The following is a 16409-nucleotide window of genomic DNA, read 5'->3' on the forward strand; positions in this document are numbered from 1 at the left end:
GCCTCCACATCAAGCCTGTCCGGCAAATTCAGCCTGTCCGGCCTTTGCGGACCGGGGGTCTGGGGGCAGAGCCCCCAGATTCGGGAAGGGGCGGAGTGGGGAAGGAACCCCACCGCAGGCGCCCTCACGCGTCCCCCTCCAGGTCGCCCTCAAGCTCCAGATACGTCGCCCGCAGCCGCTCCAGCGTCTCCGCCTCCGGCTCCGCCCACAGGCCACGCTCGGCCGCCTCCAGCAGCCGTTCCGTGATCCCGCGCAGCGCCCACGGGTTGGACTTCCGCATGAAGGCCTGGTTCTCCGGATCGAAGACGTACTCGCTCGACAACTTCTCGTACATCCAGTCGTCGACCACCCCCGCCGTCGCGTCGTACCCGAAGAGGTAGTCGACGGTCGCCGCCATCTCGAAGGCACCCTTGTACCCGTGGCGCCGCATGGCCGCCATCCAGCGCGGATTGACCACCCGCGCCCGGAAAACCCGGTGCGTCTCCTCGCCCAGCGTCCGCGTCTTCACCTGGTCCGGCGTGGCGCTGTCCCCCACGTACGCCTCGGGCGACTCACCCGTCAGATGCCGCACCATGGCGACCATGCCGCCGTGGTACTGGAAGTAGTCGTCGGCATCCACCAAATCGTGTTCCCGCGTGTCGACGTTCTTCGCCGCCACCGCGATCCGCCGAAACGCCGTCTCCATGTCCCCCCGGGCCGCCTTCCCTTCCAGCCCGCGCCCGTACGCGTAACCACCCCACACCGCGTACACCTCGGCCAGATCCGCGTCCGACCGCCAGTTCCGCGCATCGATCAGCGGCAGCAGCCCCGCCCCGTACGCCCCCGGCTTCGAGCCGAAGATGCGGGCCGTCGCGCGCCGCCGGTCGCCGTGCTCTGCGGTGTCCTCGTCGGCGTGCGCCCGCACATAGTTGGCTTCCGCCGGCTCGTCCAGCTCGGCCACGGCCCGTACCGCGTCGTCGATGAGCCCCACCACGTGCGGGAACGCGTCCCGGAAGAACCCGGAGATCCGTACGGTCACATCGATGCGCGGCCGCCCCAGCTCCTGTGGCGGCACCACCTCGAAGCCCGTCACCCGCCGCGAAGCGTCGTCCCACACCGGACGGCAGCCCAGCAGCGCCAGGATCTCCGCGATGTCGTCGCCCTGGGTGCGCATCGCCGACGTACCCCACACCGTCAGGCCCACCGACTTCGGATACTCACCGTTGTCCGTCAGATAGCGCGCCACCAGCGAGTCGGCAAGCGCCTGACCGACCTCCCAGGAGAGCCGTGACGGAATTGCCTTCGGGTCGACGGAGTAGAAGTTGCGCCCGGTCGGCAGCACGTTCACCAGACCGCGCGTCGGCGACCCGGACGGCCCGGCCGGCACGAAGCCACCGTCGAGCGCGTGCAGGATGTTGCCGATCTCGTCGGTCGTACGCGCCAGCCTCGGTACCACCTCGTCGCAGGCGAACCGCAACACGGCCACCGCGTCCGGCAGTTCGACCCCGATGACCTCGTCCACCAGGCCAGCCGCCTCCGCCGTGTCCCAGCGCCGCTCCTCCATGCCCTCCGCGAGCCGCCGGCACAGCTGCTCCAGCAGGTCGATCGCGTCGGCGCCGGTCCGCGCCGGGCCCGCCACGAGCGCGGTCAGAGCGTCGGCCACCTTCACCGCCGCACCCGGCTCGCCCAGCAGCTCCTTCTCGGACAGACCGAAGTGCTCGGCGAGAGCAGCCCGCAGCCCCGGCAGCGCGTTCGCCCGGCCGCCCCACACCTGCGAGGCCCGCAGCACGGCCAGCACCAGATTGACTCGCGCCTCGGCCTCGGGGCCGCCGCCCAGCACATGCAGGCCGTCGCGGATCTGCACGTCCTTGATCTCGCACAGGTAGCCGTCGATGTGCATTACGAACTCGTCGAAGTCGTCGTCGTCCGGCTGCTCGTCCAGGTGCAGGTCGTGGTGGAGCTGCGCCGCCGTCACCAGCGTCCAGATCTGCGCCCGCACCGCCGGTGCCTTCGTCGGGTCGAGGTCGCTGACCAGGGCGTACTCGTCCAGCAACTGTTCCAGCTTCGCCAGGTCGCCGTACGTGTCCGCCCGCGCCATCGGGGGCACCAGGTGGTCGACGACGGTCGCGTGCCCGCGCCGCTTCGCCTGGGTGCCTTCGCCCGGGTCGTTGACGATGAACGGGTAGATCAGCGGCAGCTCGCCCAGCACGGCGTCCGGCCCGCACCCCGCCGACAGGCCGAGGCCCTTGCCCGGCAGCCACTCCATCGTCCCGTGCTTGCCCATGTGCACGATCGCGTCCGCACCGAAAGTACGGTCCAGCCAGCGGTACGCCGCCATGTAGTGGTGCGACGGCGGCATGTCCGGGTCGTGATAGATCGCGATGGGATTCTCCCCGAAACCGCGCGGCGGCTGGATCATCACGACGACGTTCCCGAACTGCAGGGACGCCAGCACGATGTCGTCACCGTCGACGTACAGCTGCCCCGGCGCCTCGCCCCAGTGCTCCAGCATGCCGTCGCGCAGCGCGGGCTCCAGCTGGTCGAACCATTCCTGGTAGTCGGCGAGCGGCACCCTCGCGGGCGCTGCGGCGAGCTGCTCCTCGGTGAGCCATTCCACGTCGTGGCCACCCGCGTTGATGAGCCGGTGGATCAGCTCGTCGCCGTTGTCCGGGTGGCCTTCGACGCCGTAACCGGCGTCGCGCAGGGCGTCGAGCACGCGGATCGCGGACGCGGGAGTGTCGAGGCCCACGGCGTTGCCGACCCGCGCGTGCTTCGTCGGGTACGCGGTGAAGACGAGCGCGAGGCGCTTGCTCGCGTTCGGCTTGTGGGCGAGCCTGGCGTGCCGCACCGCGATACCGGCGACGCGGGCCGCCCGCTCGGGATCGGCGACGTACACCGGCACGTCGCCCTCTCCCATCTCCTTGAAGGAGAACGGGACGGTGATCAGCCGGCCGTCGAACTCGGGGATGGCGACCTGCATCGCCGCGTCCATCGGGGACAGCGCCGCGTCCGACGCCTCCCAGGTGGCGCGCGACGACGTGAGGCACAGGCCCTGCAGCACGGGTACGTCGAGATCGCCGAGCGCGCCGATGTCCCACGCCTCGTCGTCGCCGCCCGCCGAGGCGTCGCTCGCCCGGGTACCGCCCGCGGCCAGTACGGTCGCGATCAGGGCGTCGGCCCGGCCCAGCTCCTCGTACAGCGCGGGGTCGGCACTGCGCAGTGAACCGCAGTACAACGGAAGGGCGTTGGCGCCCTGCGCCTCGATCTGATCGCACAGCACGTCGACGAAGGAGGTGTTTCCGGACAGTTCGTGCGCCCGGTAGAAGAGCACACCGACAGTGGGGCGTCCCTCCGTGTAGGCCCGACTGCCGTGCACCCCCCACTCGGGCATCTTCTGCGGCTCCGCGAAGCCCACACCGGTCAGCAGCACGGTGTCGGACAGGAACCTGGACAGCTCCACCAGGTTTCCCGGGCCGCCCTCGACGAGGTAGCGCAGCGACTCGGCGACGACACCCGCCGGCGCCGACGACTCGGCCATCAGCTCCGCGTCCGGCATAGTCTCGCCACCCAGCAGGACCGTGGGAATCCCGGAGGCCTTGAGGACCGCGAGGCCGTCTTCCCAGGCGCGCTTGCCGCCGAGCAGCCGTACGACGGCGACCGAAGCGCCCGCCAGGAGCGCGGGCAGATCCTCGGACGCGTCGATACGGGTCGGATTGCCGATCCGGTAACCGGCCCCGGAGGCACGGGCCGCCAGCAGATCGGTGTCGGCGGTCGACAGCAACAGCACAATGTTCTGGGGGTTCTCGATGCTCATGCGGGCGCTCCAGGTGCGATGAAGGGAAGGCCGGAGGGCGCGCCGGACTCGATGAGCCGCAACAGCGCGTCCGTGTCAGCGTGTTCTTCGATCAGGTCGCCGAGGCGGTCGAGCTGCTCCTCGCGCAGCGCCCCGAACGACGTGTCGGGCGCCGGTACGAAGCGGCGGCCCGCGGCGGCGGCGACCTCGCGCAGGAACGCGCGCCGGAAGCCGTCGCTCTCCAGCGAGCCGTGCCAGTGGGTGCCCCAGACGGAACCGACGCGGCAGCCGTCCAGGCTGTGTGGTTCGCCGTCACGGGTGCTGTCAAAGATGAACCCTGAGCCGCCCAGCACTTCGGCGACCCCGTGATGGATCTCGTACCCCTCGGCGGCCTCGCCCAGGGCGGTGCCGGAGACCCGCGCGAGTGTCTTCTCGACCGCGAACCGCACCCGTACCGGCAGCAGGCCCAGGCCGTCGACCGTCCCGGCTCTCGACTCGACGTCGTCCTCGATACGTTCGCCCAGCAGCTGGTAGCCGCCGCAGATGCCTAGCACGGGCCGGCCCTCGGCGGCGCGCCGGGCCAGCGCGTCGGCGAGGCCGCGCTCGCGCAGCCACTGGAGGGCCTTCACCGTGCCGCGGGTGCCCGGCACGATGGCCAGGTCGGCGTCCACCAGCTCCTCTGCCCGGTCCACGAACCGCACCACGACGCCCGGTTCGGCAGCCAGCGCGTCGACGTCGGTGAAGTTCGACATGAGCGGTACGGCGCACACGGCTACGCGCAGCACGTCCGCGCCGTGAGGCGGCGCGACGACCGACTCCCGTACGGTGCCCCGAAGCGACACTCTCAGGCCGTCCTCCTCGTCGATGCCGAGGCCGTGCGCGAAGGGCAGCACACCGTACGTACGCCGCCCGGTGAGGCTCTCCAACATGTCGAGCCCCGGTTCGAGCAGCGAGACGTCGCCGCGGAACTTGTTGACCAGGTAGCCCGCGACCAGTTGCTGGTCCTCGGCGCTCAGCAAGGCCGTCGTACCGAAGAAGGACGCGAAGACACCGCCCCGGTCGATGTCGCCGACGACGACCACCGGGAACCGGGCCGCTCGCGCGATGCCCATGTTCACGATGTCGGTGCGCCGCAGATTGATCTCGGCGGGACTGCCCGCCCCCTCGCAGATCACGGCGTCATACGTGCCCCGCAACTCCCGCAGACAGTCCGTGACGGTCCCGAGAAGCGCTTCCTGTCGCCCCCCGTACAGCGTTTTCCCGGAGTACGACCCCCCAGACCCTCCGGACCCCCCGGCCCCCCCGAAGAACCCGCGGGCGCTCATCTCGCCCACCGGCTTGCCCAGCAGCACCACTTGACTGCTGCGGTCACTGCCGGGCTTGAGGAGCACGGGATTCATCAGCGCGGTCGGCTCGACGCGTGCCGCCTGCGCCTGCATGGCCTGTGCCCGGCCGATCTCCGCGCCCTCGCGCGTGACGAACGAGTTGAGCGACATGTTCTGCGCCTTGAACGGCGCGACCTTCACTCCCCGGCGCGCCAGCCACCGGCAGATCCCGGCGGTCACCACGCTCTTGCCCGCATCGGACGTGGTTCCCGCGACGAGCAGGCCACCCCCCAACGAACCGTTCATGCGCGTCCCTTTCCGTTGCGTACGCCGGTACGTGTGCGTATGCCGGTACGTGTGCCAGCGCCGGTACGTATGCGTGCCCCGGTACGTGCCGCCCGCCGCAGCGCGCCGACGGCCGGCCGGCCCGCGACGGCCGCCGCCAGGGCCAGCGCCCCGACGCGGCGCGAGAGCCGTACGGCCCGCTCGATGTCCGCCACGCCGACGGGCCGCCCGGCGGCGTTGAGTACCGGCCGGTGCTCAACGCGGCCGGCGTACGCGAGCGTCCCGCCGAGCCGCACGCCGAGCGCCCCTGCGAAGGCGGCTTCCACCGGGCCCGCGTTGGGGCTCGGGTGCCGGTACGCGTCGGCGCGCCACGCGCGGAGCGCGCCGCGCGGGTCGCCGCCCGCGATCACGGCGAGCGCGGCGGTCAGCCGGGCCCCGGGCCAGCCGGCCACGTCGTCGAGGCGGGCCGAAGCCCAGCCGTAGCGGGTGTATCTGGGCGATTTGTGGCCGACCATGGCGTCGAGGGTGTTCACGGCGCGGAAGGCCACCAGGCCGGGCACACCGCCCACAGCGCCCCATACCAGGGCGCCGACGACGGCGTCGGAGGTGTTCTCGGCGACGGACTCGACGACGGCCCGGGCGATCTGCTGCGCGTCCAGGGCCTGCGGGTCGCGCCCACACAGGTGGGGCAGGCGTTCGCGGGCCACCTCGGTGTCCCCGGCCGCCAGCGCCCCGCCGACGGCCCGGGCTTCGCGGCTCAGCGACGTACCCCCGACGACGGCCCAGGTGGCGGCGGCGGTCAGCGCGAGGGCGGCGGCGGGGGAGCGGCGTACGGCGCGGGAGGCGAGCACGGCGGCGCCGGCGGCAGCGCCGGCGCACACCAGGGTGTGCACCGCGCCCCACCCGCGGTGGTCACGCCACAGCAGGGACTCGACGGCGCCCGCGGCCCGCCCGAACGCGGCGACCGGATGCCCACGGCGGGGATCACCGAGCAGCAGGTCGCCGATCAGGCCGGCGGTGGCGCCGTACGCGAAGATGCGATCGGCACGCATGGCTCAGCAGGCCGACGCGCCTCGAAGTGCGCGCGTACACACGGGAATCACAGGAATGACTGAACGGCAGCCGGGCATGGCGGTATGTCCTCACTCAGGGTCCGCGCCCTGGTTCGACGTGACCGGCGGTGAGAGTTCCTGACTTCCGGGGGAGCCGACGATTTCTCGTCTCCCCGGTCACAGTGGCGGGACCGCACCGGATTCGCACCGGGCTTCCTCTCGTGCCGCCGTATTTCGGCTGGGGCAGTCCACCATGCCCCGTCAGCGGCGTCAACTTGCCGCTGACCTGCGAGGGGAGAGTGTGCTGGGGCACACAGACACGCACACAGACACGCACACGGACACGCAAACAGACAGGCGCACGGAGACGCGCACGGACGCGCGCACGGACGCGCGCACGGACGCGCGCACGGACGCGCGCACGGACGCGCGCACGGACGCGCGCACGGACGCGCGCACGGACGCGCGCACGGACGCGCGCACGGACGCGCGCAGGACACCGCCCCGCCGGTGGCCCGTAGTGGGGGCCGGTGGCGGGGCGGTGCCCGTGGAGCGGGAGGTACGTCAGGAGCGGGAGGTACGTCAGGGGCGGGAGGTGCGTCAGGCGACGATCAGGTAGATCCCGTACGCCACGGCCGACGCGCACAGCGCGAAGCAGGCGTACGCGCCGGTGCGCGCCATCACGGCGGAGCCGCCGCTCTGAGCGGCGGCGCCCTCCTGCTTGGCGAGGGCCACGATGCCCAGGGTGAACAGGCCCACCAGAGCCACAGTGGCCACAAGGCTCACGCCGAACACAGAGCCGAGAGCTGCCCAGTCGATCTTCATCTGGTTCTGTCCTTACACCTTGGCCGGGCTGGCCGGCTCGGGGGAGGCGCCGGCCGGGGCCGGGATGGGGGTCTTGAACTCCTCAGCGGCGGCGACGGCACCGGCGGTGGGCGGCACGCTGACCGCGGCCATGGCGGTGGTCACGACTCCCGCGCGCCCGTCGTCGCTGTCGACATCCCCGACATCATTGACGTTGGTGTGGTCGACCACCTGGCGGCGGGAGATGAACCAGATCGCGGTGCAGGCGGAGACCAGGAAGACCGCGATGACGGCGACGCCCCAGTCGCCCTGCTTGGTGACGAACTCCGAAGCGGCGGCGACCAGACCGGCGGCCGGCAGCGTCAGACCCCAGGCGACGAACATCCTGGTGGCGGTGGACCAGCGGACCACGCCGCCCTTGCGCCCGAGTCCCGCGCCCATCACGGCGCCGGAGCAGGAGTGTGTGGTCGACAGCGAGAAGCCGAGGTTGGACGACGCGAGGATGACGCTGGCCGCGCTGGTCTGGGCGGCGAAGCCCTGCTGCGGCTGGAGGTCGGTGAGGCCCTTGCCCATGGTGCGGATGATGCGCCAGCCGCCGAGGTACGTACCGAGGGCGATCGCGAGGCCGGCGGAGAAGATGACCCACATCGGAGGGTTGGAGCCGGGGGCGAGCACACCGCCCGCGATGAGCGCCAGCGTAATGATGCCCATCGTCTTCTGCGCGTCGTTGGTGCCGTGAGCGAGGGAGACCAGGCCGGCCGAGGTGATCTGGCCTGCGCGGTAGCCCTTGGCCGTGGCCTTCGGGTCGGCGTTGCGGCCGATCCGGTAAGTCAGCCGGGAGGCGAGGTAGGCGGCGATTCCGGCGACCAGCGGTGCGGCGATCGCGGGGAGAAGCACCTTGGTGACGACGACCCCGCCGTTGACGCCGCTGACGCCGACTGAGGCGATGGTGGCGCCGATCAGACCGCCCATGAGGGCGTGGGAGGAACTGGACGGCAGACCGATCAGCCAGGTCATGAGGTTCCAGAGGATCGCGCCGACGAGCGCCGCGAAGATGACCTGGGGTGTGATGCCGTCCTCGGTGACGAGGCCGCTGGAGATCGTCTTGGCGACCTCCACGGACAGGAACGCGCCGACGAGGTTGAGCACGGCAGACATGGCCACCGCGGTCTTGGGCCTCAGAGCGCCGGTCGAGATGGTGGTCGCCATCGCGTTGGCGGTGTCGTGGAAACCGTTCGTGAAATCGAACACTAGAGCTGTCACGATCACGATCGCGAGCAGCAGGGTGATGTGTTCCATTTACCCAGGCAATCTATGGACGTCAGTGGCACGTGGAACGTAGGCAACCTGAGTGAACGGAAGATGAACTGACGCAGGCGGTGCGGTGACTCAAAGCGCGGCACGGGCATTCCGGTTGAGGCCGGAGCGCAGCGATTGCAGGCCGGGCGGCACCTCACCCGACTCAGCGGGCGTCCACAGGGCCGCCGGGGGAGATCCTTGTCACTGCGCCCGGCGCTCGCAGGGGCATTCCGGATGGGCCGAGCGGCAGCCGTTTCCCGCACGGCCTGCCCCGCCCGGCGCGGCGCCCTCTGTCGAGGCCAGCACTCACGCTGCGTGACTGGGTGGGGCCGGCCCGCCTCCTCTCGCCTCCGCCGCTGCTGGCAGGATCTGCGCATGGCTGAGCAGCGACAGGACGCGACGCAGGCGCAGGCGATCGAGCGGGCATGGCACGACCTGGTGGCCACCGCCCGCAGGACGGTCGGCGAAGGCATGGTCGTCGGCACTTCGGGCAATGTCTCTGTACGGGTCGGCCGGCTCGTCCTGGTCACCCCGAGCGGAGTGCCGTACGAACGGCTGCGCCCCGAGGACGCCGTGGCCGTCGACCTCGAAGGCAACCGCGTCCTCGGCGACCTCGCCCCGACCAGCGAGCTCCCGATGCATCTCGCGCTCTATCGCAGCACGGACGCCGGGGCCGTCGTCCACACCCATGCCGTGCACGCCACGGCCGTCTCCACCCTCGTCGACGAACTGCCCCTCGTGCACTACATGGCCGCCGCACTCGGCGGCCCCGTCCGGACCGCCCCGTACGCGACGTACGGCTCACCGGAACTGGCCGAGAACATGCTGCTCGCCCTGCGCGACCGCTCCGCCTGCCTGCTCCAGAACCACGGCACCATGGCCTACGGCGCCACCCTCGACCAGGCCTACGACCGCACCGCCCAGTTGGAGTGGATGTGCCGGCTCTGGCTCACCGCGAGCTCCGTACCGGGACGCGAACCCACTCTGCTCTCCGCCGCCCAGCTGCGCGAGGTGTCGGCCAAACTGGCCGGCTACGGCCAACCCGCCTGACCCCGCCCACTGGCCGATCGGCCCGGGTGTGCGGACACTGGAGCGGTGCGCCCGGCTAAAGCGACGGCAGCGGCCGTCACCATACTCATCGGCGTCGGCGCGGCCGCGGTCGCGATCGGGCGCTACGCCGGCGACTCCGCCCTCAAGTCGTCGCCCGGCAGACCGCTGCCCACCGACCCCCGCCTGACCGTGCACGCCGCCACCGCAGGGCAGGTCACCCTGACCCGTGGGCTGCCGTCCCTGCGCCCCGGCACGTACGGCATCGAAGGTCCGCACGTCCACGCGGTCGTCGGCCCCGTCGTCGAGGACGCGCCGCACACCGCCGACACCGTCGTGCGCCGCCTGGAACGCGTCAGCTTCGGCACGCTCGAAACCGGCTCCCGTGTACGGATCACCCCACAGCTGTACGTCGGCGATCCGCGCAGCGCTCTCGGGGTCCCGCACACCGACGTCGAGGTGCCCGGCGAACTCGGCGTACTCCCCGCCTGGTTCGTACCAGGAGACCGCGACACCTGGGTGATCACCGCTCACGGCCTCGGGACCACCCGCGAACACCCCATGAACCTGCTGCGCTTCTTCCAGGCGCACCACCTCCCCGTCCTGAACATCGCCTACCGGGGTGACACCGGCGCCCCCAAGGCACCGGGCGGTCTCGGCCACCTCGGCGACTCCGAGTGGCGCGACCTCGACGCCGCGATTCGCCATGCCGTCCGCCACGGCGCGGAACGCGTCATCCTGCACGGCTGGTCCACCGGCGGGGCCATGGCCTTGCACGCAGCGGCCGACTCCCCGCTCCGCGACCGCATCAGCGGCCTCGTCCTCGACTCACCGGTCCTCGACTGGGAAGCCACCGTGCGCGCCCTGGCCGGCGCCCGCCGCGTTCCCGGCGCGCTGCTCCCGCTCGCCGTCCGGGCCGTACAGGGCCGCACGGGCCTGCGCGGCGACCGGCTGCGCGAAGCGGCCGACCCCCAGGCGCTGCGGATCCCCACACTGATCTTCCACGGCCCGGACGACGCCATCGCCCCATGGCACCCCGCGCGGGAACTGGCCCGGCTCCGCCCCGAACTGGTCACCCTGCACACCGTCACCGGCGCCCCCCACGGGGCCATGTGGAACGCCGACCCGGTCACCTACCAGGAAACGCTGCGCCGCTTCCTGACCCCGCTGATGTAGCCACTCCGAACGCCCCGCGCCCGCGCTTTTCCGGGTCACTTTCTGTAGTCGCTTGGTGCTTCCCGTCCACAGCCGCCCTCTGCTGCCGGGCCCGCGCCGTCCCGCTCCCGGCGAGTGGCGAGAGGGATTCCGTTTGGGCTTTCGGGGCGTCAGCGGCGACACTGCTCCCCGTGACGTCCCGTACCCCGCGCGACTCCAGGCTCCGACTTGTCCACCAGCGACCCCTCGCCGCCGCCGTTCCCCTGGTCTCCAGGGGCGGGCCCCAGGCCGTGACGAGCCGCCGCACCCGCCCGGCGCCGAGGCCCCCCGAAGGCACTCCGCCTCCCGCAGAACTGGCCCGTCAGGCCCGGACCGTGCTGGCCGACGCCGTACGGGTCGCACGCTGGGCCTCGCCGTCGCCGCGCGGCGGAAAGTCGCCCCACGCCGAGCGCGGCCGGGACGGCGCCCTCTCGGCGTCCGCCGTCGAACAGGCCGCGGCCGACCTGGACCTGACGGCGGCCCAGGTCCGCGCGGGCTGGGACCGGGCCCGGCTCGCCGGCCTCATCGAACTCCACGGCGACCGCACCCGCCCCGGCTGGCGGCTGCGCGCCTGGGACCGCGACGACGCGGCGGTGCTGCGCGGCTGGGTCGCGCTCTTCGACGCCTGGTCGATCGCCCATCCGGCCCCGGACGGCGTCACCCCCGCCTGCGTCGCCGAGGTGGTGGAAGCCGTCCCGCAGGTGCTCTCCCTTCTCCAGCTGTCGGCCGGGCCCGTCCAGGTCCCGGTCCTGCTCGACCTGCTCGAACAGCGCGTCGCCGAGCTGCGCGAGGAGCACTGCGAGGTGCCGTACGGCCCCCAGTCCCTCCCCGCGCCGCTCCCGGCCCCTCTCGCCGCCCAGGCCTCACCCGAGCCCCCTGTCCCGCTCTCCCGCCTCCTCGACTGGGCCCTGGAAGGCCAGGCCGCCGTCGGGGCTCTGACTCTCGGCCCCGGCGTCGCCAACCTCACCGCCCTGGGCAACTGGGCGGTGTGGGTCAAGCTCGAACAGATCTGCGTCGCCGCGCAGAGCCCGGCGGGGAACATCGAGCAGTCCGCCGAGGACATGCTGCGGGGCTGCGCCCGCCTCACCCCGGGCCCCGCCCGCGCCGAGTACCGAGCCTGGCTCGCCGCCCGGACCGTCGCCGGCGCCGTCACCGAGCTCCTCGATGCCTCCCGCGGCGAGGACGCCCTGCTGCGCGGGCTCGCCTTCGACGCGCTGCGCGTGGTCGGCGGCCCGGCGGAGTCCGGCGTACGGGCAGCGGCGGACGACCCTTCCCTTCGCCCCTATGCCCTGCTGTGGCTGGCGGAGTACGAGGGCGCGGACCCCGAAGACGCGCACGAGGTCCTCACCCGGGAGGAATCCACCTGGCTCTGGGTGGACACGGCGGCGGCCGTCGCCGACCACGGCGAGACACAGCTGCTGGCACGCCACCTGGACGCGGCGGTGCGGACTACCGTGCCGGCGCTGCTCGACGAGGTACGCGCGATCGGCCACCCCCGCACCGTCCAGGTCCTGGTCGCCCTGGCGGCGGCCCACCCGGACCCGGCCCTGGCCAAGGCGGTCCGCCGAGCCGCCTTCCAGGTCCACACGGGCGGCACGTAACCCGCTCTGCCCCGGCAGCGGCCTCCCCCGGACGCCTTCGAGGTGCGGGCCGGGGTCAGGAAGGGGCCAGGAGGGGGTCAGGAGGGGAGCGCCGGGGCGTACGTGCCGAAGCTCCAGATGTTGCCCTCGGCGTCGCGCGCCATGTACTCACGCGAGCCGTAGTCCTGGTCGGCCGGCGGCATCAGGATCTCCACTCCGTGCTCCGCGGCCCGCGCATGGTGCGCGTCCACGTCGTCGACCACGACATACACCCCGACCGGCCCCGCATTCGCCATCGCCTTGGCGAAAACCCCTTCCTTGCCCTGCGAGCCCACCATCACCGCGCCATTGCCGCACGCCAGCTCCGCATGCTCGACGGCGCCGCTCTCGTTCGTGTGGAGCGCCACCTCGGTGAAGCCGAAGGCGTCCTTCAGCATCGCCACCGCCGCCTTGGCGTCCTTGAACAGAATCGTCGGATAAATGCTCGGTGCACCGGCCATGACTGTTCCTCCTTCGTCTTCGTCTCCATGGCAAATGTGATCCGGATCTCAGTCTTGCACCGGCCTCTGACAACGGCGTTCCGCCGACCGCCCTCCGCCCCCTCTGCCCCCTCCGGCCCCCTCTCACCTGGCGAACGTGTCGCACTGCCCCATGTCGCCCGTACGAAAGCCCTGGTAGAACCACTGCTGCCGCTGCTGGGACGAGCCGTGCGTCCATGACTCCGGCGTCACCCGGCCCTGGAACCGCTGCTGGATCCGGTCGTCCCCCACCGCCGCGGCCGCGTCGAGGCCGTCCCGGATGTCCTGGTCCGTCAGTGAGATGATCAGCGGCCGTCCCGTCGACTCGTCCGGCGTACGCGTCGCACCCCGCGCCCAGACGCCCGCGTAGCAGTCCGCCTGAAGTTCGACCTTCACCGCGTTGCTGCCTGCGCCCTGCCTGCCGTCCCTGGCCCGGCCCAGCGTGCCCATCTGGTTCTGCACATGGTGGCCGTACTCGTGAGCCACGACATACGCCTGCGCGAAAGGGCCCCCGCTCGACCCGAACGTCGTGCGCAGCTCGTCGAAGAACCCCAGGTCCAGATAGACCCTCCGGTCGCCGGGGCAGTAGAAGGGCCCGACCGCCGACGTCGCTGCACCGCACGCCGTGCCGACCCGGCGGGCGAAGAAGACCGTGTTCGCGCCCCCGTACGTCGCGCCGCGCCGGGTGAATTCCTGCCGCCAGTAGTCCTGCACGCTGTTGACCACCGCGAGAACCCTGCAGTCGTCCTCCTGGTTCGCGTCGCTGCCCTTGCGGCAGGTCCCCTGGACCTGCGCCTGGGAGGAGGCCGCCCTGGCCGGCTGCGGATCACCGCCGGAAAGGCCCAGCTCATCCGGCCCCACCCCGAACAGCACACCGAGGACCAGCGCGATGAGAGCGGCGATCCCACCCCCGACCGTCGCCCTGCCCCCGGGCACCCGGCTGCCCCGTACGTCCTGAACCTCGGACGAGTCCAGATCGGCGTTGTCGTCGAACTGCATGGCGGGCCACCAGCCTCTGCTCTGCTCCGCGCGTCGCGCTCCCGCAGGCCGGCGAAGGGCCGCCGCCCTGCGCCCGAGTATTGGCCAGTTCGTCCGCTTCCGCCCCTTGCGGGGGGAGCGGTCCGCGCCCGGAAAGTGGTTTGCCGACGCCCGTTAGACTGGGTCCCATGGCAATTCTCCTTGTGCATTAGACGGCGTCGAAGAAACCCCCGTCCGTCCCTTCCGCCGTCCATACCGCCCTGGAGTTTTCCCGTGATCACCGCCTCCGGCATCGAGCTGCGCGCCGGCGCCCGCCTGCTCATCGAGTCCGCCTCCTTCCGCATCGCCAAGGGGGACCGCATCGGTCTCGTCGGCCGCAACGGAGCAGGCAAGACCACCCTCACCAAGTGCCTCGCGGGTGAGGGCACCCCCGCCGCCGGCGCCATCACCCGCTCCGGCGACGTCGGCTACCTCCCGCAGGATCCCCGCACCGGCGACCTCGACGTCCTCGCCAGCGACCGCATCCTGTCCGCCCGCGACCTCGACTCGGTCCTGCGCAAGATGCGCGAGAACGAGGAGCGCATGTCCAACGGACAGGGCGCCACCCGCGAGAAGGCGATGAAGAAGTACGAGCGCCTGGAGACGGAGTTCCTCACCAAGGGCGGATACGCCGCCGAGGCCGAGGCCGCCACCATCGCCGCCGCGCTCGGCCTGCCCGACCGGGTGCTCGGCCAGCCGCTCCATACGCTCTCGGGCGGTCAGCGCCGCCGCGTCGAGCTGGCTCGCATCCTGTTCTCGGACGCCGACACCCTGCTCCTCGACGAGCCCACGAACCACCTCGACGCCGACTCGATCGTCTGGCTGCGGGACTACCTCAAGACGTACCGCGGCGGCTTCATCGTGATCTCCCACGATGTCGACCTCGTCGAGACGGTCGTCAACAAGGTCTTCTACCTGGACGCCAACCGCTCGCAGATCGACGTCTACAACATGGGCTGGAGGCTCTACCAGCAGCAGCGCGAGGCCGACGAGAAGCGCCGCAAGCGCGAGCGTCAGAACGCAGAGAAGAAGGCCTCGGCGCTCAACTCGCAGGCCGACAAGATGCGCGCCAAGGCCACCAAGACCGTCGCCGCGCAGAACATGGCCAAGCGCGCCGAGCGTCTGCTCTCCGGCCTCGAAGCGGTACGGGTCTCCGACAAGGTCGCCAAGCTGCGCTTCCCCGACCCCGCCCCCTGCGGCAAGACCCCGCTGATGGCGGAGGGCCTGTCCAAGTCGTACGGCTCGCTGGAGATCTTCACCGACGTCAACCTGGCCATCGACAAGGGCTCGCGCGTCGTCATCCTCGGTCTCAACGGCGCGGGCAAGACGACCCTGCTGCGCCTGCTCGGCGGCGCCGAGACGCCCGACACCGGCGAGGTCATCCCGGGGCACGGCCTCAAGCTCGGCTACTACGCCCAGGAGCACGAGACCCTCGACCCCGAGCGTTCCGTCCTGGAGAACATGCGCTCGGCCGCGCCCGACCTCGACCTCGTCGCCGTCCGCAAGACGCTCGGCTCGTTCCTCTTCACGGGCGACGACGTCGACAAGCCGGCCGGGGTCCTCTCCGGCGGCGAGAAGACCCGTCTCGCCCTCGCCACCCTGGTCGTCTCGTCGGCCAACGTCCTGCTCCTGGACGAACCGACGAACAACCTCGACCCAGCCAGCCGCGAGGAGATCCTGGGCGCCCTGCGCACGTACAAGGGCGCGGTCATCCTCGTCACCCACGACGAGGGTGCCGTCGACGCGCTGGAGCCGGAGCGGATCATTCTGCTGCCGGACGGCGTGGAGGACCTTTGGGGCCCGGACTACAAGGACCTCGTTGCGCTGGCCTGATCACACCGGTCTCATCACCCCGGTCTGATCACTCCGGCCCGATCACACCGGCCTGATCCACTTTCACTGGATCATTCGGCTTACGGGTGATCCTTCATCTGAGTGAGTAGCTCTCGTACCCCGGTGTGTCATGCGTCGCATTGCGGCCCGTCCCCCATGGGCGGGCCCTTTGCGTTCCGTGCTTCCCCTGAGGGTGCTGACCTGCAACTTTCCTCCCTGAACCGATCAGCCGTACGGTAGGAAACCCACGGAATCAGCCATTCCGCTCGTGGCGGGCCGTTCCCCTGCGGCGAAGGTTGTTGTACGGACCTTGCCGAATGGGTGGCCAGGAAGCCCCGGAGGGGTGATCATGAGAGTCCAGAGCGCACTTCCTTGAGGAGGCACGGGTGGCCGAGACTCTGAAGAAGGGCAGCCGGGTAACCGGCGCCGCGCGCGACAAGCTCGCGGCAGACCTGAAGAAGAAGTACGACTCCGGTGCGAGCATCCGGGCGTTGGCCGAAGAGACCGGCCGCTCCTATGGGTTCGTACACCGGATGCTCAGCGAGTCCGGCGTCACGCTGCGGGGACGCGGCGGGGCGACGCGAGGCAAGAAGGCCACTTCGGCCTGACCGCCTCGGACGGGCCCGGCTCATCGGTTGTGGGCGGTGGCCACCCGGTCGATCACTTGATCGGCCGGGTGGTTA

At 71.5% G+C, this 16409-nt stretch carries 12 protein-coding genes and 1 riboswitch; of the genes, 5 read left to right on the forward strand and 7 right to left on the reverse strand.

Annotated elements, in window-relative coordinates; genetic code table 11:
• Window positions 1-124: 124 nt before the first annotated feature.
• The 5 genes from cobN to ACU6WZ_RS23635 all read right to left on the reverse strand — a co-directional run bounded on the left by cobN (window position 125) and on the right by ACU6WZ_RS23635 (window position 8537).
• On the reverse strand, window positions 125-3793 hold the full coding sequence (gene cobN / locus ACU6WZ_RS23615; protein WP_447030196.1) for a cobaltochelatase subunit CobN: 3669 nt from the start codon (window positions 3791-3793) through the stop codon (window positions 125-127).
• A complete protein-coding gene (locus ACU6WZ_RS23620) occupies window positions 3790-5391 on the reverse strand; it encodes a cobyric acid synthase (RefSeq protein ID WP_447034210.1) in 1602 nt (533 codons plus the stop codon). Before ACU6WZ_RS23620 ends, cobN begins: the two co-directional genes overlap by 4 nt.
• 8 nt (window positions 5392-5399) lie before the next feature.
• Entirely contained in the window at window positions 5400-6434 is a 1035-nt protein-coding gene (locus ACU6WZ_RS23625; RefSeq protein ID WP_447030198.1) for a cobalamin biosynthesis protein, read from the reverse strand.
• A gap of 110 nt (window positions 6435-6544) precedes the next feature.
• Window positions 6545-6712: riboswitch (cobalamin riboswitch) on the reverse strand.
• Window positions 6713-7034: 322 nt separating this feature from the next.
• Window positions 7035-7259: a hypothetical protein gene (locus ACU6WZ_RS23630; RefSeq protein WP_447030199.1), complete on the reverse strand. Its 225-nt coding sequence runs from the start codon at window positions 7257-7259 to the stop codon at window positions 7035-7037.
• Between the two features lie 12 nt (window positions 7260-7271).
• On the reverse strand, window positions 7272-8537 hold the full coding sequence (locus ACU6WZ_RS23635) for an inorganic phosphate transporter (protein ID WP_447030200.1): 1266 nt from the start codon (window positions 8535-8537) through the stop codon (window positions 7272-7274).
• Between the two features lie 375 nt (window positions 8538-8912).
• Between ACU6WZ_RS23635 and ACU6WZ_RS23640 the strand changes: the two genes are divergently transcribed.
• The 3 genes from ACU6WZ_RS23640 (at window position 8913) to ACU6WZ_RS23650 (ending at window position 12379) form a co-directional block, all read left to right on the forward strand.
• Window positions 8913-9587, forward strand: coding sequence for a class II aldolase/adducin family protein (locus ACU6WZ_RS23640; protein WP_447030201.1), 675 nt, complete (start codon window positions 8913-8915; stop codon window positions 9585-9587).
• 45 nt (window positions 9588-9632) lie between these two features.
• Complete coding sequence (locus ACU6WZ_RS23645; protein ID WP_447030202.1) at window positions 9633-10760, forward strand: alpha/beta hydrolase; 1128 nt, start codon at window positions 9633-9635, stop codon at window positions 10758-10760.
• A 170-nt stretch (window positions 10761-10930) separates the two neighbouring features.
• A complete protein-coding gene (locus ACU6WZ_RS23650; protein WP_447030203.1) occupies window positions 10931-12379 on the forward strand; it encodes a hypothetical protein in 1449 nt (482 codons plus the stop codon).
• A 77-nt stretch (window positions 12380-12456) separates the two neighbouring features.
• On the opposite strand, the gene ACU6WZ_RS23655 is transcribed toward ACU6WZ_RS23650, so the two are convergent.
• Complete coding sequence (locus tag ACU6WZ_RS23655) at window positions 12457-12858, reverse strand: VOC family protein (RefSeq protein WP_447030204.1); 402 nt, start codon at window positions 12856-12858, stop codon at window positions 12457-12459.
• Between the two features lie 123 nt (window positions 12859-12981).
• Window positions 12982-13875, reverse strand: a complete 894-nt coding sequence (gene ypfJ / locus ACU6WZ_RS23660) for a KPN_02809 family neutral zinc metallopeptidase (RefSeq protein ID WP_447030205.1) — start codon at window positions 13873-13875, stop codon at window positions 12982-12984.
• A gap of 252 nt (window positions 13876-14127) precedes the next feature.
• Between ypfJ and ACU6WZ_RS23665 the strand changes: the two genes are divergently transcribed.
• Window positions 14128-15726, forward strand: a complete 1599-nt coding sequence (locus ACU6WZ_RS23665) for an ABC-F family ATP-binding cassette domain-containing protein (protein WP_447030206.1) — start codon at window positions 14128-14130, stop codon at window positions 15724-15726.
• Window positions 15727-16112: 386 nt separating this feature from the next.
• Window positions 16113-16334, forward strand: coding sequence for a helix-turn-helix domain-containing protein (locus ACU6WZ_RS23670; protein ID WP_009337982.1), 222 nt, complete (start codon window positions 16113-16115; stop codon window positions 16332-16334).
• The last annotated feature ends 75 nt before the right edge of the window (window positions 16335-16409 follow it).

The sequence above is a fragment of the Streptomyces hypolithicus genome, from assembly GCF_052934925.1.